The organism is Paraburkholderia sp. BCC1884, assembly GCF_900996225.1.
Taxonomy (GTDB): Bacteria; Pseudomonadota; Gammaproteobacteria; order Burkholderiales; family Burkholderiaceae; genus Paraburkholderia.
Genome location: NZ_CAAJGL010000033.1, coordinates 41393 through 64212, shown reverse-complemented (window position 1 = coordinate 64212; position 22820 = coordinate 41393). Strand labels below are relative to the sequence as shown.

The 22820-nt window shown below is 63.6% G+C and carries 21 protein-coding genes and 2 tRNA genes; 15 read left to right on the top strand and 8 right to left on the bottom strand.

Translation table 11 applies throughout. The annotated features are described in order from the left end of the window. The first annotated feature begins 699 nt into the window (after positions 1 to 699). From FQ705_RS02310 to FQ705_RS02285, 6 genes are all read left to right on the top strand, one after another. On the top strand, positions 700 to 4008 hold the full coding sequence (locus FQ705_RS02310) for an Rne/Rng family ribonuclease (RefSeq protein WP_144137848.1): 3309 nt from the start codon (positions 700 to 702) through the stop codon (positions 4006 to 4008). Positions 4009 to 4200: 192 nt separating this feature from the next. Further along, the gene (gene moaA, locus FQ705_RS02305) at positions 4201 to 5310 is read left to right on the top strand and encodes a GTP 3',8-cyclase MoaA (RefSeq protein ID WP_144137847.1); all 1110 of its coding nucleotides are present in this window, start codon (positions 4201 to 4203) and stop codon (positions 5308 to 5310) included. Positions 5311 to 5319: 9 nt separating this feature from the next. Next, the gene (mobA, locus tag FQ705_RS02300) at positions 5320 to 5934 is read left to right on the top strand and encodes a molybdenum cofactor guanylyltransferase MobA (protein WP_144137846.1); all 615 of its coding nucleotides are present in this window, start codon (positions 5320 to 5322) and stop codon (positions 5932 to 5934) included. A gap of 75 nt (positions 5935 to 6009) precedes the next feature. Beyond that, positions 6010 to 7311 carry a gephyrin-like molybdotransferase Glp gene (gene glp / locus FQ705_RS02295; RefSeq protein WP_144137845.1) on the top strand — a complete coding sequence of 434 codons (1302 nt, stop codon included), beginning with the start codon at positions 6010 to 6012 and terminating at the stop codon, positions 7309 to 7311. Between the two features lie 79 nt (positions 7312 to 7390). After that, entirely contained in the window at positions 7391 to 7666 is a 276-nt protein-coding gene (locus tag FQ705_RS02290; protein ID WP_064268466.1) for a hypothetical protein, read from the top strand. Further along, the gene (locus tag FQ705_RS02285) at positions 7666 to 8157 is read left to right on the top strand and encodes a GNAT family N-acetyltransferase (RefSeq protein WP_144137844.1); all 492 of its coding nucleotides are present in this window, start codon (positions 7666 to 7668) and stop codon (positions 8155 to 8157) included. The genes FQ705_RS02290 and FQ705_RS02285 overlap by 1 nt, the downstream gene beginning before the upstream one ends. A gap of 80 nt (positions 8158 to 8237) precedes the next feature. Here FQ705_RS02285 and FQ705_RS02280 read toward each other — a convergent pair whose 3' ends face one another. The 5 genes from FQ705_RS02280 to pncB form a co-directional block, all read right to left on the bottom strand. Then, the gene (locus tag FQ705_RS02280) at positions 8238 to 9686 is read right to left on the bottom strand and encodes a DNA recombination protein RmuC (protein ID WP_144137843.1); all 1449 of its coding nucleotides are present in this window, start codon (positions 9684 to 9686) and stop codon (positions 8238 to 8240) included. Beyond that, entirely contained in the window at positions 9683 to 10672 is a 990-nt protein-coding gene (locus FQ705_RS02275) for a 2-hydroxyacid dehydrogenase (RefSeq protein ID WP_144137842.1), read from the bottom strand. Before FQ705_RS02275 ends, FQ705_RS02280 begins: the two co-directional genes overlap by 4 nt. Before the next feature lie 58 nt (positions 10673 to 10730). Next, complete coding sequence (locus FQ705_RS02270) at positions 10731 to 12161, bottom strand: sodium:proton antiporter (protein WP_144137841.1); 1431 nt, start codon at positions 12159 to 12161, stop codon at positions 10731 to 10733. 74 nt (positions 12162 to 12235) lie between these two features. After that, entirely contained in the window at positions 12236 to 12898 is a 663-nt protein-coding gene (locus tag FQ705_RS02265) for a lactate utilization protein C (RefSeq protein WP_144137840.1), read from the bottom strand. Positions 12899 to 13046: 148 nt separating this feature from the next. Then, positions 13047 to 14243 (bottom strand): nicotinate phosphoribosyltransferase, encoded by a 1197-nt coding sequence (gene pncB / locus FQ705_RS02260; protein WP_144137839.1) that lies wholly within the window; start codon positions 14241 to 14243, stop codon positions 13047 to 13049. Between the two features lie 304 nt (positions 14244 to 14547). On the opposite strand from pncB, the gene fdxA reads away from it, so the two are divergent. The 8 genes from fdxA to FQ705_RS02215 all read left to right on the top strand — a co-directional run bounded on the left by fdxA (position 14548) and on the right by FQ705_RS02215 (position 19175). Next, a complete protein-coding gene (gene fdxA / locus FQ705_RS02250) occupies positions 14548 to 14871 on the top strand; it encodes a ferredoxin FdxA (protein ID WP_144137838.1) in 324 nt (107 codons plus the stop codon). A gap of 117 nt (positions 14872 to 14988) precedes the next feature. Next, positions 14989 to 15064, top strand: a tRNA-Asn gene (locus FQ705_RS02245). Between the two features lie 62 nt (positions 15065 to 15126). Continuing rightward, a tRNA-Asn gene (locus FQ705_RS02240) sits at positions 15127 to 15202 on the top strand. A 199-nt stretch (positions 15203 to 15401) separates the two neighbouring features. Continuing rightward, positions 15402 to 15878 carry a CreA family protein gene (locus FQ705_RS02235; RefSeq protein ID WP_144137837.1) on the top strand — a complete coding sequence of 159 codons (477 nt, stop codon included), beginning with the start codon at positions 15402 to 15404 and terminating at the stop codon, positions 15876 to 15878. A 102-nt stretch (positions 15879 to 15980) separates the two neighbouring features. Then, the gene (locus FQ705_RS02230) at positions 15981 to 16811 is read left to right on the top strand and encodes a helix-turn-helix transcriptional regulator (RefSeq protein ID WP_144137836.1); all 831 of its coding nucleotides are present in this window, start codon (positions 15981 to 15983) and stop codon (positions 16809 to 16811) included. A gap of 348 nt (positions 16812 to 17159) precedes the next feature. Then, on the top strand, positions 17160 to 17840 hold the full coding sequence (locus FQ705_RS02225) for an AzlC family ABC transporter permease (RefSeq protein ID WP_409934674.1): 681 nt from the start codon (positions 17160 to 17162) through the stop codon (positions 17838 to 17840). Further along, a complete protein-coding gene (locus FQ705_RS02220) occupies positions 17837 to 18160 on the top strand; it encodes an AzlD domain-containing protein (protein ID WP_144137834.1) in 324 nt (107 codons plus the stop codon). The genes FQ705_RS02225 and FQ705_RS02220 overlap by 4 nt, the downstream gene beginning before the upstream one ends. A 244-nt stretch (positions 18161 to 18404) precedes the next feature. Further along, positions 18405 to 19175 (top strand): DUF4088 domain-containing protein, encoded by a 771-nt coding sequence (locus FQ705_RS02215; RefSeq protein ID WP_144137833.1) that lies wholly within the window; start codon positions 18405 to 18407, stop codon positions 19173 to 19175. Positions 19176 to 19275: 100 nt separating this feature from the next. On the opposite strand, the gene FQ705_RS02210 is transcribed toward FQ705_RS02215, so the two are convergent. The 3 genes from FQ705_RS02210 to FQ705_RS02200 form a co-directional block, all read right to left on the bottom strand. Further along, entirely contained in the window at positions 19276 to 21414 is a 2139-nt protein-coding gene (locus FQ705_RS02210) for an ATP-dependent helicase (protein WP_144137832.1), read from the bottom strand. 119 nt (positions 21415 to 21533) lie between these two features. Then, positions 21534 to 21797 carry a hypothetical protein gene (locus FQ705_RS02205; RefSeq protein ID WP_144137831.1) on the bottom strand — a complete coding sequence of 88 codons (264 nt, stop codon included), beginning with the start codon at positions 21795 to 21797 and terminating at the stop codon, positions 21534 to 21536. An 83-nt stretch (positions 21798 to 21880) separates the two neighbouring features. After that, a complete protein-coding gene (locus FQ705_RS02200; RefSeq protein WP_144137830.1) occupies positions 21881 to 22303 on the bottom strand; it encodes a hypothetical protein in 423 nt (140 codons plus the stop codon). A gap of 229 nt (positions 22304 to 22532) precedes the next feature. Here FQ705_RS02200 and FQ705_RS02195 point away from each other — a divergent pair, with 229 nt between their 5' ends. Continuing rightward, positions 22533 to 22751 (top strand): RNA-binding S4 domain-containing protein, encoded by a 219-nt coding sequence (locus tag FQ705_RS02195; protein WP_011489423.1) that lies wholly within the window; start codon positions 22533 to 22535, stop codon positions 22749 to 22751. Positions 22752 to 22820 lie beyond the last annotated feature (69 nt).

The window sequence follows — 22820 nt, the reverse complement described above, 5'->3', positions numbered from 1 at the left end:
GCCGGCGCAGTGTCCGGAATTCGGGCGGATTGCGCAGGTGCAAGCGTTAAACCGTTATTTTACTTGCGCCGGGGTCTGGTTGCTCACCCTGAAAATGAGATGCAACAAGTTGCACGCACGAAGTCAGTACCCGGCAGGGACGGCGCCCACAGGCGCGTTCGGTCAAGGTCAGCTTCGACGGTAACGGAATTTTGGTAAAAAAGAATTTAACTTTCAGCTTCGGTATCGGGCGGTCTGACGCCCTGCTGTAGGAAGCTGCGAGTTGCGAAAATACGGCGTGCGCCCGAGGCGTCTTGTAGAAAGTACAAGACATGGCGACGTCAAAATGAGGCGAGACACCCCCAGCAGGAAAAGACGCGCCGACTGCGCGAACTTCCCGCTGCGGCATGACCGCAGCCTTCGACCCTCCGGTCACGCGCCCAGTTGGCGCACCGGCGCGAGTGGACGAAGGCTTATGAAGGTCTGCTGGCAGAACCCGCGGCGTGTCGGGTCGTTATTTGAAGCCGTGTTCGCATGTGCCCTGCGGCACCGTGCCCACTTTTTAATGGGCCGGGCCCTCTCAGGCAATTCTCCCGCCATTTTTCCCGCTCCAGCGTGCTTGTGAAAACACAATAAGGCGCGGCATGCCGCTGCCCGCTTCGCTCTCGCGACTGACAACCGCGCAGCGAAGGGCAGGCTAAGCCGCTCTGGAGCCGTTCAATGAAACGAATGTTGTTCAACGCGACGCAGCAGGAAGAACTGCGCGTTGCCATCGTCGATGGGCAAAAACTCATCGATATCGACATCGAAACCGCCGGGCGCGAACAGCGCAAAGGCAATATTTACAAGGGCATCATTACCCGCATCGAGCCGTCGCTCGAAGCCTGCTTCGTCAATTACGGCGAAGACCGCCACGGCTTTCTGCCGTTCAAGGAAGTCGCGCGCCAGTATTTCCGCGACGGCGTCGACATGCGTTCCGCACGCATCCAGGACGCACTGCGCGAAGGCCAGGAACTGATCGTTCAGGTCGAAAAAGAAGAACGCGGCAATAAGGGCGCAGCCCTGACCACGTTCATCTCGCTCGCCGGCCGTTACCTCGTGCTGATGCCGAACAACCCGCGCGGCGGCGGCGTGTCGCGCCGGATCGAAGGCGACGACCGTCAGGAGTTGCGCGAAACCATGGCGCAACTGCAATTGCCGGAAGGCATGAGCATCATCGCGCGCACGGCCGGCATCGGTCGCAGCGCCGAAGAGTTGCAGTGGGACCTGAACTACCTGATGCAACTGTGGCGCGCGATCGAAGCCGCGTCGCAAAGCGGTTCCAACGGTCAGCCGATGCTGATCTATCTGGAATCGAGCCTCGTGATCCGCGCGATCCGCGACTACTTCCAGCCGGATATCGGCGAAATCCTGATCGACACCACCGAAATCCATGACCAGGCTCGCGCCTTCATGGACATCGTGATGCCGGACAATGTCAGCAAGGTGAAGCGGTATCACGACGACGTGCCGCTCTTCTCGCGCTTCCAGATCGAACACCAGATCGAAACCGCGTACTCGCGCACGGTTCCGCTGCCTTCGGGCGGCGCCATCGTGATCGACCACACGGAAGCACTGGTTGCGATCGACGTGAACTCGGCCCGCGCCACCAAGGGCGCCGACATCGAGGAAACGGCCGCGCGCACCAACCTCGAAGCCGCCGACGAAGTCGCCCGCCAGTTGCGCTTGCGCGATCTGGGCGGCCTGATCGTGATCGACTTCATCGACATGGAATCGGCCAAGAGCCAGCGTGAAGTCGAGCAACGTCTGAAAGACGCGCTCAAGCACGACCGCGCTCGCGTCCAGATGGGCAAGATCTCGCGCTTCGGCCTGATGGAACTGTCGCGTCAACGTCTCCGCCCGGCGCTGTCGGAAGGCAGCCACGTGACCTGCCCGCGTTGTAACGGCACGGGCCACATCCGCGATACCGAATCGTCCGCGCTGCAAGTGCTGCGGATCATTCAGGAAGAAGCGATGAAGGAAAACACCGCGGCGATCCATTGCCAGGTGCCGGTCGAAGTGACCGCCTTCCTGTTGAACGAAAAGCGTGCCGAGATCAACAAGATCGAATCGCGCTTCAAGGTCAACGTCGTTCTGATCCCGAACAAGCACCTCGACACGCCGCATTACAAGCTAGAGCGTCTGCGTCACGACGATGCGCGCCTCGACGAGCCGCGTGCTTCGTGGAAGATGGCCGAAGAAGCGGCCCGCGAACTGGAATCGGAAACCGGTTACAGCAAGCGTGCTGAAGAAGTGAAGCCGAAGCAGGAAGCGGCGGTTAAGGGCATCACGCCTGAGAAGCCGGCGCCGAGCGCACCGGTTCGTCCGGCGGCTACGCCTGCTCCGGTGGCGGTGACGCCGGCGAGCGGAGGTTTCATCGGCTGGCTGAAGAATCTGTTCGGCGTGCAGTCGGCGGCGCCCGCCCCGGCCGCACCGGCCACGACAGACAAGCAGACGCGTCCGCAACGCGGCGAGCGCACGGAGCGCGGTGAGCGCACCGGCGAACGTGGCGGCGATCGCAACCGCAATCGTCGTGGCGGCGCAGCCGGCCGCGATGCAGCGGGCCGTGGCGAAGCCGCGAGTACTGCTGCGGCTACGGGTACAGGTACGGGCCGTCAAGGTCAGCCGCGTCGCGAGGAACGCGAACCGCGTGAGGCACGTGAAACACGCGAGGGTCGTGAGCCACGTGAAGCACGTGAACCGCGCGAAGGCCGTGAACCGCGTGGCAATCGCGAGCCGCGTGAGGCTCGCGAAGGCCGTGAACCGCGTGAGGCTCGTGAGCCGCGCGAGGGTCGCGAGCCGCGTGAAAACCGTGACCGCGACAGTCGCGGTGGCGAACGCGTGGAAAGCGCAGAAGGCGCACCGCGCGGCGAGCGTCAGGAACGCGGCGAACGCCGTGAACGTGGTGATCGCGCTGAACGTGGCGAACGCCGCAAGCCGCAGGCCGAAACGGCAGATGCACTGACGCAAAGCGACACGCAGACGACCGAGGACCTGGCGCAAAACCAGATCGCCTTGGGCGAAAACGGCGCGCCGATCGATCAGGAAGCGGTGGCGCGTGAGGGTGAAGAGCGTCGTCGTCGTCGTCGCGGCCGTCGTGGTGGTCGTCGTGAACGTGAAGAGGACGTGAACGGCAACCTGGCAGCAGACGTCGCGGAAAGTGAAGGCGACAACGCCGGCGCAAACGACGAAGCACCGGTGCGCGTGGCACATCAGCCGGTCGAGCACCAGGCTGAAGCCAGCGAAGCGAAGCACGTGACGCCGGTCGAAGTCGTGGTCGCTGCAGTTGCAACTGAAACCGCCGTAGTCACGGAGCTGCACGCATCTGCTGAAACGCCGGCTCTGGCCGTCGAGAAAGCGGCCAGGACGGAAGCGGTTGTACCGGTCGACGAAGCGCCGGCAGTTCCGGCAGCGGTCGAGCCGGTGGCGCAAGCCGCCGCGGCGCCGATCGAAGTCGCGCAAGCTGCTCCGGCCGTCAGCGAGACGGTTTCCCTGGCCGAACCGGTTGCGCAGGTCGAGGCGCCCGTTCAGGTGCATGCCGAAGCCCCGGCAGTCGCACCGGTCGTCGAAGCGCAAGCCGCTCCGACTCCGGTCGAAACCGCGGCTCCCGCTGCAGCGATCGAAGCACCGGCCGTTCAGCCGGCGCCGCAAGCCGAAATCGTTGAAGCGCAGCCGCTCGTGGCAGCAGCCGCACCCGTCGTGGAACCGGTAGCCGCGCCGGCCGCTGTGGAGCCGGCGCCTGTCGCCGCTGCTCCGCAAGCCGCCCCGGCGACGCCTCGTCAGGCCGCCGTGTCGGCGGAAGCCCTGAAGCCGGTGCTGGAACAAGCCGGTCTCGTCTGGGTGAACACCGACGCCGACAAGCTGCGTGCCGCGCAGGAAGCCTCTGCGCAGACCGCCAAGCCGGCTCGCGTGGTCCGTGAGCGCAAGCCGTTGCCGGTGCTCGATAGTGAGCCGATGCAGCAGGTGGAAACGGGTAAGCACTCGCAGTAAGCTGACTCGTCGTCCTCGAAAAGCCCGCCCTCACCGGCGGGCTTTTTGTTTTTGGACGCCAAAACGGAGCGCCCACCGGCCGACATGCCTGTAGCCGTATACCCCGATGCCTCGCCCTTGCACCAGCCTGGAGAGGCATTTCCGATAGAATGAATAACTGGTTTTCCTTTCAAGCACCGACCGAAGTCTTTCATGCCCCGACGCGTCATCCCTGTTGCCGATTTGAGCGCGGCGCCGGTCATCACCGGCCCGGTGCAGACGCCTCGTGGCGTGCTGCGCGACACGCTGGCGCGTCCGCTGCGCGATCTGCGCATCTCAGTGACGGACCGCTGCAACTTCCGCTGCGTCTACTGCATGCCTCGGGAAGTGTTCGACAAGAACTATGCGTTCATGCCGCACAGCGCGCTGCTGAGCTTCGAGGAGATCGAGCGGCTGGCGCGACTCTTCGTCGCGCATGGTGTGGAGAAAATCCGGCTGACCGGTGGTGAGCCGTTGCTGCGCAAGAATCTGGAATTCCTGATCGAGCGGCTCGCGCAACTGACGACGCCAGCCGGCCGCCCGCTCGACCTGACGCTGACCACCAACGGTTCGCTGCTGGAGCGCAAGGCGCGCAGCCTGAAAGACGCCGGTCTGAACCGCGTGACGGTCAGCCTCGACGCGCTCGACGACACGCTGTTTCGCCGTATGAACGACGCCGACTTCGCGGTCGCCGACGTGCTGAACGGCATCGCTGCGGCGCAGGCGGTGGGGCTCGAGCCCATCAAGGTCAACATGGTCGTCAAACGTGGCACCAACGACAGCGAGATCGTGCCGATGGCGCGTCATTTCAAAGGCTCGGGCGCGGTGCTGCGGTTTATCGAATATATGGACGTGGGCACCTCGAACGGCTGGAACATGACCGAGGTGCTGCCGTCTGCCGAGGTCGTCGCGCGTATCGCGGAGCATTTCCCACTCGCGCCGCTCGAAGCGCACAGCGCGGCCGAGACGGCCCAGCGCTGGGGTTACGTGGACGGCGGCGGCGAAATCGGTGTGATTTCGAGCGTGACACGGGCGTTCTGCGGCGACTGCACTCGGGCGCGTCTGTCCACTGAGGGCAAGCTGTATCTGTGCCTGTTTGCGTCATCGGGACACGATTTGCGCGCCTTGCTGCGCAGTGGCGCGAGCGACGCCGAGATCGGCACTGCCGTCGCGGAAATCTGGCAAGGCCGTGGCGATCGCTACTCGCAACTACGCGGCAGCAGCGCCGCCATTTCGAGCATGCCGGACGGCCGTCGCGTCGAGATGTCATACATCGGCGGCTGAGCGGCAAATATGGCACCCACGCGCGAACACATCACCGGTCTGCTGCTGGCAGGTGGACGCGGCATGCGTATGGGCGGCGCCGACAAAGGGCTGCAAACGCTGCACGGCGAACCGCTCGCCGGCCACGTTCTGAAGCGGCTGGCGCCGCAAACCGGCGCGCTGCTGATCAGCGCCAATCGCAATCCCGACATTTACGCCGCGCTCGGCGCACCTTTCGGTGCAAGGGTAGTGGCCGACACCTTGACCGACTTTCCAGGCCCGCTGGCGGGCTTGCTCGCCGGACTACGCGCCGCCGACACGGCGTACGTGCTCTGCGCCCCCTGCGACTCACCGTGGCTGCCCACCGACCTTGCCGCCCAGCTTGCGCAAGCACTCGAGGCGAACCACGCCGACGCCGCCACCGTCACGACCGTGAGCGCCCTGGGCGAGGTCTCGCTGCACCCCGTTTTCGCCCTGCTGCGCACGGAGCTCGCTGACGACCTCGCGGCCTTTCTGGCCGCCGGAGAACGCAAAGTGCGCGCGTGGTACGCACGCCACACGACGGTCGAAGTCACCTTTACCGATGAGCGCGCGTTTTACAATGTCAACTCGCTACAAGAACTCGCCGACCTCGAGCGTCATTGAGGCCCCGGTTGAAATTCCGCTCCGGCCGCCCGGCAACAGGCCGCTCCCGCCTCCGGTCGCGACGTCCATCTCTTCATGACCACGCTTAACGACTTCTCCCGCTGCGTCGCGCAGTACGATCCTCACGCGCTGCCGGTTCCGGCTGCTCAGGCCATTGTTCGCCAATGGGCCGAGCCGGTCGCGGTCGTCGAACGCGTGGCTTTGCGCGACGCGCTCGATCGCGTGCTCGCTGCCGACATCGTGTCGCCGATCGACGTCCCTGCCCACGACAACTCCGCGATGGACGGCTACGCGTTCAGTCGCGCGGCATTGGCAAGCGGCGCGCCGACGGTCGAACTGGCCATCGTAGGCAAGGCGCTCGCCGGGCACCCGTTCGCCGGCCGCGTGGAAACGGCGCAATGCGTGCGCGTCATGACAGGCGCCTGCATGCCGGCGGACTGTGACACCGTCGTGCCACAGGAACTCGTGGAACGCAGCGCCGATTCCGCTTCGATCCGCTTCGCCGTCGGCAGACTGACGGGCGGCGCCAACCGCCGCCTCGCCGGCGAAGATCTGGCGCGCGGCCATGTCGCGCTGCGGGCGGGTCGCATCATGCGCGCGTCCGACCTCGGTTTGCTGGCGTCGCTCGGGATTGGCGAAGTGAATGTCAGACGACGCCTGCGTGTCGCGTTCTTCTCGACCGGCGACGAATTGCGTTCGCTCGGCGAGCCGCTCGACCCGGGTGCCGTGTACGACAGCAATCGCTACACACTGTTCGCCATGCTGCGGCGCCTGAACGTCGACACGCTCGATCTCGGCGTAGTGCGCGACGAGCCCGCCGCGCTCGAAACCGCGTTGCGCAGTGCCGCGGCCAGCGCGGACGTGGTGCTGACCTCGGGCGGCGTGTCGGTGGGCGAGGCCGACTTCACCAGGCAGTTGCTACAGACGCTCGGCGACGTCGCTTTCTGGAGTCTTGCGATGCGCCCCGGCCGCCCACTCGCTTTCGGCCGCGTCTGGTCCGGCGAGCGGCCGGGTGTTGGACTACCCGCGCTATTCTTCGGTCTGCCGGGCAATCCCGTCGCCGTGATGGTGGCGTTCTACCAGATCGTGCGCGAGGTGTTATTGCTCATGTCGGGCGCGACGCCGCAGCCGCTGCCGGTGATTCATGCCGCGAGCCGTCAGATCATCCGCAAACGCCCGGGCCGCACGGAGTTTCAACGCGGTGTGGCCGAGCAGGATGCGCAAGGCGGCTGGCATGTCACGCCGACCGGCTCGCAAAGCTCCGGCGTACTGAGTTCGATGAGCGAGGCGAATTGCTTTATCGTGCTCGGACACGATGAAGGCGAGATTGCCGAAGGTGAGCGCGTCGCCATCATGCTGTTCGACGGGCTTATCTGATCCCTGCAGGACCGACGTCTGCGGTACCGGCCGCCGACAGCTTTACCCATTACCACTACGACACACGGGTTTGACTTACATGAAAAAACAGATCTCGTTCATTGCACCGGGACAGACAGCCAAAGCACTGATTCTCGTGTATCTGACGTTCTCGGTGCCCATCGTTCTGCTCGGCGTGCTGGTCGCGTTCATCCGATACGGGTCGGTGGAACTGAGCACGGTGTTCAGCGCGCTGCTGCTCAATGCGATCCTCGGCTTCATCCTGCTGTGGATTGCATGCCACGCGTACAACTGGGTGGCCTCGCGCTTTGGCGGCATTGAAATCCATCTGACCGACGCGCCCGAAGAAGCGTAATGGCATTCACGATCCGTGCCGCCACTCCCCACGACACCGGCGCGATTTTCGCGCTGACGTACGAACTGGCGGAATACGAAAGCCTCACGCACGTCTTTGTTGCAACCGAAGCCGGTTTGCAAGAAGCGCTTTTCGGTGCGCGTCCCGCCATCGAGGCGCTGGTGGCCGAGAACGAAGGACGCATCGTCGGCTACGCGCTGTTCTTCCACAATTACTCGAGTTTTGTCGGCAAGCGCGGGCTGTATCTCGAAGACGTCTATGTGCAACCCGCTGAACGCGGCACCGGCCTGGGCAGTGCGCTCCTGCAGCGCCTCGCGGCTTTGGCGGTGGAGCGTCAATGCGGACGTTTCGAGTGGACCGTGCTGGACTGGAATCAGCCGGCAATCAGCTTCTACGAAAAAATGGGCGCAACCGTGTTGCCGGACTGGCGCGTGGTGCGGTTGACGGGCGCTGCGCTTGAACGCCTCGCGGCTGGCTCGGGCGCAGCCTGAGTCGAGACCGGTCCGATTGCAGAACTGAACTGAACCAGACCGGACTCCGCGACTTACCTGCCGCGGCGGTAGCGTCCGTTTTATTGCTCGTCGGGATCCACGCCCGATAACGCGTCCCCAAGCAGATCACTCGCCTCTTCCCCCGGCAACGCCTCGACGTCGCGCAGCTTGCGGTTCATGGCGCGCGTGCGCGTTTCCGCCGCTTCGATCGATCGCGTGACGGTTTCCAGTTGCGCTTTCGTCTTCGCCAGCACATCGCCGAATTTGCCGAATTCCGTTTTGACCGCGCCGAGCACTTGCCACACCTCACTCGAACGCTTTTCGATTGCGAGCGTGCGAAAACCCATCTGCAAGCTGTTGAGCAAAGCGGTCAAGGTAGTCGGACCTGCAATCGTCACCCGATAGTCCCGTTGCAGCAGGTCCGTCAAACCGGGCCGGCGCAGGACTTCCGCATACAGGCCTTCGGTCGGCAGGAACAGCAGCGCGAAGTCGGTGGTGTACGGCGGCGAAACGTACTTTTCGGCGATGGTGCGGGCCTCGGCTCGAATTCGCGTCTCCAGTGCGCGCGACGCGTCTTCCACCGCGACCGGATCAGCGCGCTCCTGGGCTTCGATCAAACGTTCGTAGTCTTCGCGCGGGAATTTGGCGTCGATCGGCAGCCAGACCGGCGTCGCCGGTCCACCCTGCTCGGCGCGGCCGGGCAACTTGATGGCGAACTCGACGCGCTCCGTGCTCTTCGGCACCGTCGCGATATTCTTCGCGTATTGGTCGGTAGTGAGGATCTGCTCGAGCAAAGCTTCGAGTTGCACTTCGCCCCACGTACCGCGCGTCTTCACATTGGTGAGCACTTTTTTCAGATCGCCGACGCCCGCCGCCAGCGTCTGCATCTCGCCCAGGCCTCGATGCACCTGCTCGAGCCGGTCGGAGACCAGTTTGAACGACTCTCCCAGACGTTGTTCGAGCGTAGCGTGCAGTTTTTCGTCGACGGTGCGACGCATTTCCTCGAGCTTGAGCGAGTTGTTCGCCTCGATATCCTTCAGCCGTTGCTCGATGGTCGTGCGCACCTCGGCGAAGCGGCGATCGTTCGCCTCGGTCAATTGCCCGAGTTGCAAACTCAGCGTCTCGCCAAAATGTTTGAGCGAACGGCCTTGCTCGTCGCGCGCCTGCTGGGCCTGCACCTGCAAGCTTTGACGCACGGCATCGAGTTGCTGCGCGAAACCGTCGATCTTGCCGCCCTGCACCGTCGTCATGCTGCTGAACTGTGCGGCCAGCGTCTGCTGGAAATGCGCGAAACCGCTGCTCTGCTCGCTACGCGACACGCGCGCGGTCTCGGTGATGTCGTTGCGCAATTGCCGTTCGAGCCGCTCGTAGGCATGCGCCTGCGTATCGGCCGCGGTGTCCATGCGCTCGTTGAGCAATTCGAACTGCTCGCTTTCCTCCGCGCGACTGGGGCCGCGTAGCAATAACGCCAATGCGATGACCAACGCGACCGCCAGCACCGCGACGGCCGCCTCCAGAATCATGGTCATGAACGCGCCTTGCCGATGACCTCGGGGTTGATCGGATTCGGCGGCTGTCCCGCGCGCGGACCTTCGCCGAGCGCGGCGATCAGATTGTCGGCGGCGAGATTCGCCATGGCGCGTCGCGTCGCTTCGGTCGCGCTGGCAATGTGCGGCGTCAGCACGATATTCGGCACGCTCAACAGATCGGGATTCAGATCGGGCTCGCCTTCGAACACGTCGAGGCCGGCTGCCGCGATTGTCTTCGAACGCAGTGCTTCGACGAGCGCCGCGTCGTCGACGATGCCGCCGCGCGCGATGTTGGTCAACGTGGCGGTCGGCTTCATCATGGCGAGTTCGGCCGCGCCGATCGTGTGATGATTTTCCTTCGTGTACGGCAGTACGAGCACGACATGGTCGGCGCGCCGCAACAGATCCTGCTTCGACACGTACTGCGCATTCAGGTCGGCCTCGATCTCCGGCGCGACGCGCGACCGGTTGTGATAGATCACCTGCATATTGAAGCCCTTCGCGCGACGCGCGAGCGCCTGACCGATCCGCCCCATGCCGATCACGCCGAGCGTCGAGCCGTGCAGATCGCTGCCGAGAAAGCCGTCATAAGTCCACTTCTGCCATTGGCCCGCACGCAGCCAGTGCTCGGATTCGGCGATGCGACGCGCCGCAGCCATCATCAGCGCCCAGCCGAAGTCCGCGGTCGATTCGTTGAGCACGTCCGGCGTGTTGGTGCCGAGCACGTTCGACGCGTTGAACGCGGCCATGTCGAAGTTGTTGTAGCCCACCGCCATATTCGACACCACACGCAGACGCGGCGCGGCGGCGAGCACAGCCGCGCCGATCGGATCGCCCGCGGTCAGCGCACCGTCCTTGTCCGCGATGCGACGGGTGAGTTCGTCAGCCGGCAATACGTCGCCCTGATTCCAGTCGACGTCGAAATATTGTTTGAGCCGTTCGATCACATCGGGAAAGATCGGACGGGCGACGAGGATCTTCTGCATTGCAATTCTCCGTATAGCGCGTCGAGTTCGATTGCCTCGGCGCTCAAAAAAATCGGCGTCAGAAAAAGAGCCAGCCGGTCACGAGGAACAGCGGCAACAACACCGCGCCGGACCAGGCCATGTAGGCGAAAAAGCTCGGCATGCGAACGCCGCGTGATTCCGCGATCGCCTTCACCATGAAGTTCGGCGCATTGCCGATATACGTGTTCGCGCCCATGAACACGGCGCCGGCGGAGATCGCAGCGAGCGTGGTCGCGCCCGTGGTCATCAGGGTCTGCGCGTCGCCGCCGGCCAGATTGAAAAACACGAGGTAGGTCGGCGCGTTGTCGAGAAACGACGATAGCAAGCCCGTTGCCCAGAAATACATGATGTCGTGCGGCTGGCCCGCCGAATCGTTGACCAGATGGACGATGCCGGCGAACGCACCCGCCTGCCCGGCACGCAGAATCGTGATGACCGGCGCGATCGTGATGAAGATCCCGGCGAACAGCTTGGCGACCTCTTCGATCGGCGCCCAGTTGAAGTCGTTGCCCGCCCGCGCCGCGCGCGGCGTCAACGCCAGCGAGAGCAAGGTCACGCCGATCAGCGCAACGTCGCGCACCGCGTTCTGCAGGGCGACGTGCGTGCCGAACACGTCGAACGACACTTGTGGTTTCCACAGGCCGCTCATCAGCACCAGCGCGATGACCACGAGCAGAAGCAGAAAATTGACCTTGCCGTCGATGCCGAACGGTGCGGAGTCAGGCGTCGGATCGAGAAAGTCCGAACGCGTTTCCTCACGCCGTTGAAAGTAAAACGAGTCGAGCGCATAGAAACCGGCCAGCAGCACGCCGCAGACGAACAGCATCGGCCACGCGAGATGCGTGGTCGTCCAGAAAAAGCCCACGCCCTGCAGGAAACCGAGAAAGAGCGGCGGGTCGCCCAACGGCGACAGCGAGCCCCCGGCGTTCGCCACCAGAAAGATGAAGAACACGACCACATGCACCACGTGCTTGCGGTTGTCGTTGGCGCGCAGCAACGGACGGATCAGCAGCATGGCCGCGCCCGTCGTGCCCATGAAACTCGCGAGCAAGGTGCCGAGCGCGAGGATCGCCGTGTTCAAACGCGGCGTGCCATGCAGGTTGCCGCGCACGCAAATGCCGCCGGCCACGGTATAGAGCGCCGTCAGCAACACGATGAAGGGAATGTATTCTTCGAGCAGCGCGTGCACGAGCGTGCCGAAGGCCACGCCCGTTCCGAAGCTGAGCGCAAACGGCACGAGGAAAACACACGCCCAGGCGGCTGCAATCTTGCCGAAGTGGTGATGCCAGAAAGCCGGCGCGATCAGCGGAAACGCGGCGATCGAAAGCAGTACACCGGCGAACGGCAGGCACCACAGCGCGGATAGCGTCGCGCCGTCGAGCGTGGCGGCGGACGCCAGTTGCGGCCAGCCGGCCAATGTCAATGCGGCGGCGAGCGCCATGCCGGTCCACACGACACGTCCTTTCATAGTTCTGCGATCCTTGTTATGGCGGGCGGCGAAACGCGCCCTGAGAGGTAACCGCGACCGCGGCTCACACAAGCTCACGCACCTTGCACGACGATCACATGCACCCGATAAGGTCCATGCGCGCCCAGCACGATGGTCTGTTCGATGTCGCCGGTACGCGACGGTCCGGAAACGAAGTTAACCGCGCGCGGCAGCTCGCCGCGTTCACTGCGAATCAGCGCGAATGCTTCTTCATGACCCGAGACGATGCGCGAAGCCGGCACGATCGCGATATGCGTTTCCGGCAGCAGCCCCGCCGACGCGTACGTTTCCGGTCCCGACAGCAGCACGAGCGTGCCGGTCTCGGCGGTCGCGCAGAAACAGCCCGTCAGGCCGACTACGTCGCCGTCGAGCGGCTTGCGAAATTCAACGGAGAGGCCTGCTTCGGTCCAACGCAGATCCTGCAGGGTTTGCCATGCAATCGCCTGCAACGGCAATGCGTGTTGTGTGAGATAACGATGCGCCTCTGAAGGCACCTCACTCAGCGACTGGACCGTCTCGACGGTGGTCGACATTTTCTGCGCTTCTTCGATGAAGCGCGCGGTCAGGTCCGCCGGCATCTCCGGGCGCGGACCAGCAGGATGGCGCGCCACATAATCTGCGGCCGCCTCGCGTTCGGCTGCAGACGGCTCGGGCTCGCGCCCTTGCGCTGCGCGGATGCGAGCCAGGATATTGCGGCGAGCAATCGATGTGTCCATATGGGAAATCCTCGTGTCGAAAGCCGTGCGAAGTGACGAGGATTATACCGGCCGCCCTGTGCGCGAACACCCTGGCCGAACGGCCTATTGCCGCGCGTCGGGCAGACGGGCAAACTTGAATCGACTCAAGCCCGATGAACGAACTGCCCTACTTCGCTGGCGCTTCCTCGGGCTGTGTAATGCCGAATACCTGGCGCAGATACGCGAGATAAGCCTTGTCCTCGCACATGTTCTTGCCCGGCGAATCCGACAGCTTGGCCACCGGCTGACCGTTGCAGCGAACCATCTTGATCACGATCTGCAGCGGGTTGTAACCGAGGTCGTTGGTCAGGTTGGTGCCCACGCCGAACGCCAGTTTGCAGCGGCCGCGAAAACGTTCGTACAGCTGGAGCACTTTCGGAATGTCGAGCGCGTCGGAGAACACGAGAATCTTGGTGCGCGGATCGCAGCGGTTCGCCTCGTAGTGCTTGAGCAGGCGCTCGCCCCAGTCGAACGGATCGCCAGAATCGTGACGCGCACCGTCGAAGAGCTTGCAGAAGTACATGTCGAAGTCGCGCAGGAAAGCTTCCATGCCGTACACATCGGAGAGCGCGATGCCGAGGTCGCCGCGATATTCCTTGGCCCACATTTCGAAGCCGTAGATCTGCGAGTCGCGCAGTCGCGGGCCGAGTGCCTGGCAAGCCTGCAGGTATTCGTGCGCCATCGTGCCGAGCGGGGTGAGGCTGTGCTTCATCGCGTAGAAGACGTTGCTGGTGCCGGCGAACTGCTCGCCAAGGCCGTCTTTGAGCGTGAGGATCACCTCTTCGTGCCATTGCTTCGAGAAGCGGCGGCGGGTGCCGTAGTCGGCGATCTTGCAGTCGGCGAATTCGGGGCGCGCGCCCAGCAACTGGATCTTTTCCACGAGCCGGCCGCGCCCTTCGCTGTAGTCGGGCGTTTGCTGGGTATTGCGGAAATAGACCTCGTTGACGATCGCGAGCATCGGGATCTCGAACAGGATCGTGTGCAACCACGGTCCTTTGATCTCGATGTCGATTTCGCCATTGCCCTTCGGCGACGGTTCAATCGATATGTATTTCTCGTTCAGATGGAACAGCGCGAGAAATTCGATGAAGTCGCCCTTGATGAAGCGCATGCGACGCAGGTAGTCGAGTTCCTCGTCGGTGAAGCGCAGATCGCAGAGCTTGCGCACTTCGTCGCGAATCTCGGCGATATAAGGCACGAGATCCACATTGGGCGTCCGGCAGCGGAAGCGATATTCCACGTTCGCTGCGGGAAAGTGATGCAACACCACTTGCATCATCGTGAACTTGTACAGATCGGTGTCGAGCAGCGAAGTAATAATCATGATGGTGCGAACTGGACTGCAGTAAAACGGAAGGCCTGACACGAAAGGCCCGACTCACCCATATGCATGGCGCGCCCCGTGCGCGTCAGCTTGATGCATGTTACCCGAATGCGTCCTGCTTCAGCGTGCCGCCGGGCGCCCCTACCGCACGGCCTGACGAAAGCCCTGCCGGCCGACCTTATAAACTAATCACGAAAACATATAAAAGCCGTTGCGCGATGCTTCATACGCCTCTTGACGTTACGTTACAATAGCGCTTTTGGCGTTTTCGCCTCCCCTGATTCTGCATGCAGGAGCTGCCTGAATGACTCACGTTGTGACCGAAAGCTGCATCAAGTGCCGCTATACCGACTGTGTCGATGTGTGCCCGGTGGACTGCTTTCGCGAAGGTCCCAACTTCCTCGCGATCGACCCCGATGAATGCATCGACTGCGCTGTGTGCGTGGCCGAGTGCCCGGTAAATGCCATTTATGCCGAAGAAGACGTGCCGGGCGACCAGCAAAACTTCATCGAGCTGAATGCCGATCTGGCGAAAGCCTGGCCGAGCATCACCAAGACGAAGGCGCCGCTGCCGGAAGCCGACGAGTTCAAGGACATCAAGGAAAAGCTCGACCTGCTCGTACGCTGAGCGTCGCGGCGCCTGTCAGATGCCCCGCTTCATTCGAATGAAAACGAGATGAACAGGGTATTGACAGGGGCTTAAGCTGCTTCTACAATTTCGCTTCTCTGCTGTTTGTTGTTCTGTTCCTCGATAGCTCAGTTGGTAGAGCGCCGGACTGTTAATCCGTAGGTCCCTGGTTCGAGCCCAGGTCGAGGAGCCAAGAATTGCAAAAGCCCGTTAACCATGACGGGCTTTTTTATGTAGATCAAGTTGTACTGCTGTTCCTCGATAGCTCAGTTGGTAGAGCGCCGGACTGTTAATCCGTAGGTCCCTGGTTCGAGCCCAGGTCGAGGAGCCAAAAAATTTGAAAGGCCTGCATTCGTGCGGGCCTTTTTGTTTTTGCGGCGCTGGTTTAGCTCCGCCCAACCCACGCACAGCGTTTTACATGTCGAGTGCGACGATCCCGTGTCGGCCCTCTCATGCGCACGCCGTTATACGATGGCGGTTGCCCGGCGCGTGTCGCGCGCCCAACCCAGACGCTTATTTTCGGCCCTCCCATGAAATCCACTTCATCGCGCATCGCACTCGTCGTTGCCTCCGCCCTGCTGCTGCCGTCGGCGCACAGCGAAGAAGTCGGCAGCGTCAATACCAACTTCCGCATCACCGGTTCGGATCGCGTGGTGGTCGAGGCCTACGACGACCCGCAGGTTCAGGGCGTCACCTGTTATGTCTCGCGCGCGCGTACCGGCGGTGTCAAGGGCACGCTCGGCATCGCGGAAGATCCGACCGAGGCGTCGATCGCCTGCCGCCAGGTCGGCGAGATTCATTTCACGGGTCCGGTTAAACAGCAAGCCGATGTGTTCTCCGTGAGCATGTCGCTCATCTTCAAGTCGCTTCATGTGGTGCGGGTGGTCGACGCGAAGCGCAACACGCTGGTGTATCTGACCTACAGCGACCGGGTGGTCAGCGGCAGCGCGAAAAATAGCGTGAGCGCCGTGCCGATGCCGGCCGGCACCAAGATCCCGGTGAAATGAACACCCGCTCTTTACGGTAAAACGCACCCGTCTCAGCGGCCGGTCCATGCAGTCGCGGCAAGCACAACGCGCTACACTGATCGACCCTGCCGGACCTTCGTCATGACCGCCGTCCATCGTTTTCAGAACTCCGCCCGTTATTGGCGCACGCCGCTTTTGCCCGGCGCGGATCTGCTCACGGCCGAATATCACGACCACGAGTTCACCCCGCATTGGCACGACGCGTACACGATTCCGGTGATCGTCGCGGGGGCGGAGGGTTATCGATATCGCGGGGCCGACTACGTCGCCGAAGCCGGTGGCGTGCCGATCATCAATCCCGGTGAGCTGCATACCGGCTCGAAGGCGGTCGAGGCAGGCTGGCGTTATCGCGTGATGTACGCGCCGGTCGATTTCATCCACGAACTGGCGAGCGAGATCGCTGGCAAACCGCAGGATTTGCCGTGGTTCGCGCCGGGCGTGATCCGCGATCCCGATCTCGCCGTGCGTCTGGCACGCGCGCATCGTCTGCTCGAAGCGGGTGACGACGTGCTTGCCGCCGAAGCCGCCATGCTCGATGCGCTGTCCACCCTGCTCGTCCGTTATTCGCAAGCTCAGACCGAAGCGCCCCGTTTCGCCACGGACGACGTCCGCGTGGCCATCATGAAAGAGCGCCTGACCGCGGATCTCGTCGAGCCCGTCACGCTCGCCGACGTGGCCCAGACGGCGGGACTCTCGGCATTCCACGCGGCGCGGCTTTTCACCCAGACAACCGGCTTGCCGCCCCACGCATGGCGCAACCAGGTGCGCCTGCAACGCTCGCTCGGGCCGTTGCGAGCCGGCACCTCAGTAACCGATGTGGCCGCCGCCAGCGGCTTCACGGATCAGAGCCATTTCACGCGACACTTCCGGCGCATGTTTGGCGTGCCGCCTGGCCGCTGGCAAGGGATCTGAGGCCGCGGGGCGTTTCGCGCGGGCTCGGCTACATGGTGTGCGGTTGCCGCTCCGGGATCACCGTGCCACGGCTCGCGGCCGGTGGCTACGGGCCAGCGTCTTCCACTCGCCACTCTCCGCTCTCCGCCTTCCGCCTTCCGCCTTCCGCCTTCCGCATTCCACTTTCCACTTTCCACTTTCCACCCTCCGCCCTCCGCCCTCCGCCGCAAGAACGTACAAGCCTCCCGCACCCGCCCCCGCTATGCTCCCCGAACCAAGGAGGCAAGATTGACCCAAACCCTATCCGGCCAGCCCACTAGCTCCGGCCACTTTAAAGAATTCACCGCCGGCGCCCGCGACATCATCCCGATGATGGTCGGCGCGGTGCCATTCGGCGTCATTTTCGGCACGCTCGTCGCGTCCGGCCCGCTGCATCTATGGCATGGCCAGTTGATGTCGTTAGTCGTATTCGCCGGTTCAGCACAGTTCATCGCGCTCGGCCTGATCGCCGGACATGCGAGTTTCGCCGTGGTCTGGGCGACCACCCTCGTCGTCAATCTGCGTCACGTGCTGTATAGCGCGACCCTCGCGCCACACGTCGCGCATCTGTCGGCACGCTGGCGCTGGGCGCTCGGCGCGCTACTCACCGACGAAGTCTTCGCAGTCGCCTGGGAGCACTACCGTCATCGCGAACCTGGCACGGTCGGCCCGCACTATTTCTTCGGCGCGGGCTTGGCGATGTATCTGAACTGGCAACTCTGGACCGTCGCCGGTCTGCTGTTCGGCGCGGCTTTCCCCGGCCTGCAATCGCTCGGCCTCGATTTCGCGATGGTCGCCACCTTCATCGCCATCGTCGTGCCGCAACTGGTCGCGCTGCGCTTTCTGGCTGCCGCCGTGACCGCCGGCGCCCTGGCCTTCTTCTGGCAGGCATGGCCGTACAAGCTCGGCCTGCTCGGCGCCGTGTTCGCGGGCGTCGCGATCGGCGTGCTGCTGTCGAGCCCGCGACTCCATCGGCCAGGTACGCCGAAAACCGCGGAGGCATCGCAATGAACTATGTCGTGTTGATTCTGGGCATGGCGCTCATCACCTGGGTGATCCGCGCCGCCGTTTTCATGCTGGGCGACCGCCTCGTGTTCCCGCCGCTCGTGCGCACCGCCCTCGGTTTCGTGCCGGTGACCGTGTTGACGGCGATCATCGTGCCGATGGCGGTTTCGCCGCACGGCGTCGAGGCGGAACTGACCTGGCGCAACCCGCAACTGGTCGGCGCGCTGGCCGCCATCCTCGTGAGCGCGCTGACGCGGCGACCGCTACTGACCATTGCGGTCGGCCTGACGGTGTTTTTCGTCTGGCAATGTGTCGTGCTTAAATAAGCGTAAAGCAGCCCGACCCAGGCGACGCCTTCCTCTAAAGCGGGCGCGCTCGCCCCGCCCGCCCTTAAGTTTCCCCCGGATCCGCCGTTATGAAGTCGAGGTCCGCGCATCGGAACGCACCCCGATGGTTAGGCGGCAACAGGCAGGAAACAACCGCGCCGGCATCTGGCGTCGCGTCCTTCGGGGTCCGCGTGCGGCCGAGGGACGAGACGAAGCCGCGCGGCAGGACCAAACGGGATAACACATGGGTCAAATCACCCTCACGCTCAAAGACGAGACCATTGCGTCACTGCGCAAGGATTTCGATGCGTTTCTGCGGGTATCGCTGAAGCTCGATCCGCAGTTCGCCACGCCGTCTTTTGAAGATTTTTTGCGCGCCAAGCTGCTCGACAACATGGTGCCGCTGACCGAACACGCCGTGCAGCGAATGTTGCAGGGAGGTCAATACGCCTGGGCCAAACGCACGCTGGACAAGGAATTCCCGGATGTCGTCGCGATTCTGATGCGGCAGGCGGGCGAGTTCGGTTTCGGTTTCGCCGCGCGCTCGGAATGGACGCCGGAAGAGTTGGCCAAGCAGTGCCACGACTGGGCTGCAGCGATCGTCAAGGAAGCGGAAGGCGACGCCACGCTGGTCGATCCGCTCGCGGCGCAGATCAAGAGCGCCGCGCAGGACATCCAGGCATTGGAAGAAGTCATGCAGACGCCCGCATGGCGGCTCGTCGAATCGCTGCGCCAGCGGGTCTACGAGGCCAAAGTGGCGTGCGAAACCAGCAATGGCAGCACCGCCCGTGAAAAGCTCGGCGAACTGCGCGGCCTGCTGCGCATGGGCATTTCGCACGGCTCTTTCCAGAAGCAGGAAGCGCAGCAGATCATGGAATATCTGCGCCTGCTCAAACCGGATATTTTCGTCGAGGAACCCGACGACATGTTTTCGCGCCTCGCCTCCTGGCTGCGCAATTTCTTCGTGCCGCCGCGTCCGTTGCCGCAGCAACAGCAGCAACGTCAATCGCGCTAACTCCCGCCTGAGCGCCGCCCGCCTTCATCTGGCGCCCGGGCGCCCTGGCGCGGCATGCGCGAATCCGTGCGTCACGCACGAGGATGCCGCCCCGGCGTCCTCAATCCCACATCTTTCTCAGCTTCGCCCCGATCTCGATTCTGGCCAGCGCCGCAGCGGCGAGCCCCGCCGCCGTGGGCGCGCCCGCTATCGGCACGCGCGGCCAGGCGTAGGCGTCGAACATGGGCATCAGATGCGCGGGAATGAAGCGCGTGCGCGATGCCCACACATGACGGTCGCCCATATGCGTCTGGTTGTGCACGTAGAAACGCTGCGGCACGACGATATGCAGGTCCTCTTTCGCGCGGGTCATCGCCACGTAGAGCAGGCGGCGCTCTTCGTCGATTTCCGCTTCGCTGCCCGTGCCGAGATCCGAGGGGATGCAACCGTCGACACCGTTCAGCACGAACACGTTGCGCCACTCCTGACCCTTCGCCGAATGGATGGTGGACAGAATCAGGTAGTCCTCGTCGATCAGCGGCACGCCGGATTCGTCGCTGGTGGCGTCGGGCGGGTCGAGCGTCAGCTCGGTCAGGAAACGCTCGCGCGACGCGTACGTGCCCGCGATGCTTTCCATCTGCAAAATATCCGCATGACGGATAGCGGCGTCTTCGTGATTGCGCTCGAGATGCGGCTCGTACCAGCGCCGCACCATTTCGAATTCCGCGGGCCAAGGCGTCTGCCGCCCATAAACGCTCGACATCAGCTTGACGAACGGATGCCAGTCTTCCTGCGCGCGTGCCGGCGCGGCAAACGCGGCCAGCGCGCCGCCGGCGGTTTCGACGGGGTTCGCCGTTCCTGCGCGCGTCGCGATGTCGTCGAGGACCTTCGCGGCGGTCGCCGGGCCGACGCCCGGCAGCAATTGCACCACCCGGAAACCGGCCACGCGATCGCGCGGATTTTCCGCCCAGCGCAGCACGGCAAGCACGTCCTTCACGTGCACCGAGTCGAGAAACTTCAGACCGCCGAATTTCACGAACGGAATGTTGCGCCGGGTCAGTTCGATCTCGAGCGCGGCGCTATGATGCGCGGCGCGAAACAGGACGGCTTGCGACTTGAGCGTCATGCCCTGTTCGCGCGCCTCGAGAACCTGTTCGACGATGTAGCGGGCCTGATCGGCTTCGTCGGCGACCGTCACCAGGCGCGGGCGCTGCGCCGATGCCTTGTCGGTCCACAGGTTCTTGGTATACCGCTCGCTGGCCAGTTCGATCACCGCGTTCGACGCCGCGAGGATCGGCGCCGTCGAACGATAGTTGCGCTCGAGCGTGATCTGCTTCGCGGGCGGATCGAAATGCGCCGGGAAGTCGAGAATGTTGCGCACGGTGGCGCCACGAAACGAGTAGATCGATTGCGCGTCGTCGCCGACCACGGTCAGACCGCGGCCGTCGGGCTTCAACGCGAGCAGGATCGACGCCTGCAGGCGGTTGGTGTCCTGATACTCGTCGACCAGCACGTGATCGAAGCGCCCTGACAGGTCGGCTGCAATGGCCGGCTCGGCGGCCATATGCGACCAGTAGAGCAGGAGGTCGTCGTAGTCGAGCACACTCTGCTTCTGTTTGGCGTCGACGTACGCCGCGAACAGCATGCGCAGATCGGCCTCCCACTCCCGACACCATGGAAACGCTGTGTCCAGCACGTGACTCAGCGAAGCGCCCGTGTTCACGACGCGCGAGTAAATGGCGAAACAGGTGCCCTTGGCAGGAAAACGCCGCTCTTTCGCCGACAAGCCGAGCTCGTGGCGCACGAGGTTCATGAGGTCCGCGGAATCCTCGCGGTCGTTGATCGTGAAAGCGGGTGCCAGACCGATCAGATCGGCGTACTCGCGCAGCAAGCGGGCGCCCACGCTATGGAAGGTGCCTGCCCACGTCAGCCCTTGCGCGAGCGCGGCGCGCGTGCCGAGCGCAGCAGCCGCGATGCGGGTCACGCGGCGCGTCATTTCGAGTGCCGCGCGGCGCGAAAAGGTCAGCAGGAGAATGCGCCGAGGGTCGGCGCCCTTCACCACCAGATTGGCCACGCGATGCGCGAGCGTGTTGGTCTTGCCGGAGCCCGCACCCGCAATCACCAACAATGCGCCGGGTGCCGTATGAGGATTATCGGAGCCGTATTCGACGGCCTCACGTTGGGCGTCGTTGAGCTTCGCCAGCCAGGCGGTGCTGTCGGACGACGGGGACGGCAGCGGAGATTCGGCGACGGGGAGCACGGTCGATGGAGACGTTGGGGTCGGTTGGAGTCAGCGACGCATACTGTATATCCATACAACCCCAGCAGACAAGCGACCCTTTTTTCCGCCGCCGTTCTAGCACCGTCTCACGGCCCGGCCTACTGCTTCTTGGCGTCCTTCAGATTCGCGTCGGCGTTCGCCTTATCGGCGTCGGCCTGGACATCGGTTTTCTTCTTGTCCGCCTTGGCCTGCGCAACCGAGGCTTTCTTATCCGCCTTCGACTGCTCCTTCGAGGCCTTCTTATCGGCGTGCGTGACGGGCGCCGCAGCCGGATCGCTCGCCTGCGCGAACACCACCGACGACAGACAGCCTGCGATCAACGCGGCAAGAACCTGGTGCTTCGTGGAACGGGAGAGACTCATCTGATTACCTCCTTGAACTCATGCAGGGCGAGCGGGGCTCGAGACGCCCAGACGGACGACTCGGGCCGCCGCCGAACTTAGCTTCAGTGCTTGACGTCGGCACCGTTGCTTTGATCGCCCGTCTGGCCTTCCATGTTCATCTTCATTTCGTTATTGGCGGCCTGCTTGTCAGCCTGCTTGTTGACCTTGGCATCGCGCACCTGGTCCTTGTACTGGGACTTGGCGGCCTTCTGCTGCTGCTTCAGTTCGGACTTGGAGGCCTTCTTCGACGCGCGGTATTCCGCGTTCGCCTGAGCATTGGCGTCACGCTTCTGCACCAGCGGATCGGTCGAGCCGGGCGCCGTCAGGCGCATCGGCGGCGGTGTCACACCTTGCGCCGCCGGCGCAGCCGGTGCGGCGTCCTGCGGTTGCATGCCCGCGGCAGGCTGCGCGGTCTGCGCAACGGCGGCGGTTGCGGCAAATGCACTCAGGGCGGTACCGATCAGGAGCGTACGAATTTTGGTCATGACTAATCCTCTCTAAAGTTGTTGTGACGCGTGCGTCTTCGTCTACAAAGCTGCACTCTACGAGTGAACTTCGCAACCGGCGAGGCCTGTTACGCAAGGTTTCACTTTCTGACAATCGCATGACATTTACCTGCGAAGGCCTCGGTCAACTCCGGCGCACACCGCGCTCTTCATTCAGGGCAAGCTTGTGGCTTATGATGCGAACCCTTTGCCTGAAGGTGCAAACGCCATGCCCAACCTCGATTTCACACTGACCGGCGACTACGTCGAACTGCACAATCTCCTGAAGATAACGGGACTCGCCGACAGCGGCGGCTCGGCAAAAATGATGGTCGCGGACGGCGCGGTGACCGTCGACGGTCGGGTCGAAACGCGTAAAACCTGCAAAATCCGCGCGGGACAGGTGGTGTTGCTGGGCGACACGCGCATCGCGGTCCACGAAGCCTGACGGCGCGCCACCCCACGAAAACCTGGAGAGCCGGCGCGCACCAAAATCGTGCTTTCTCCATCGACAACA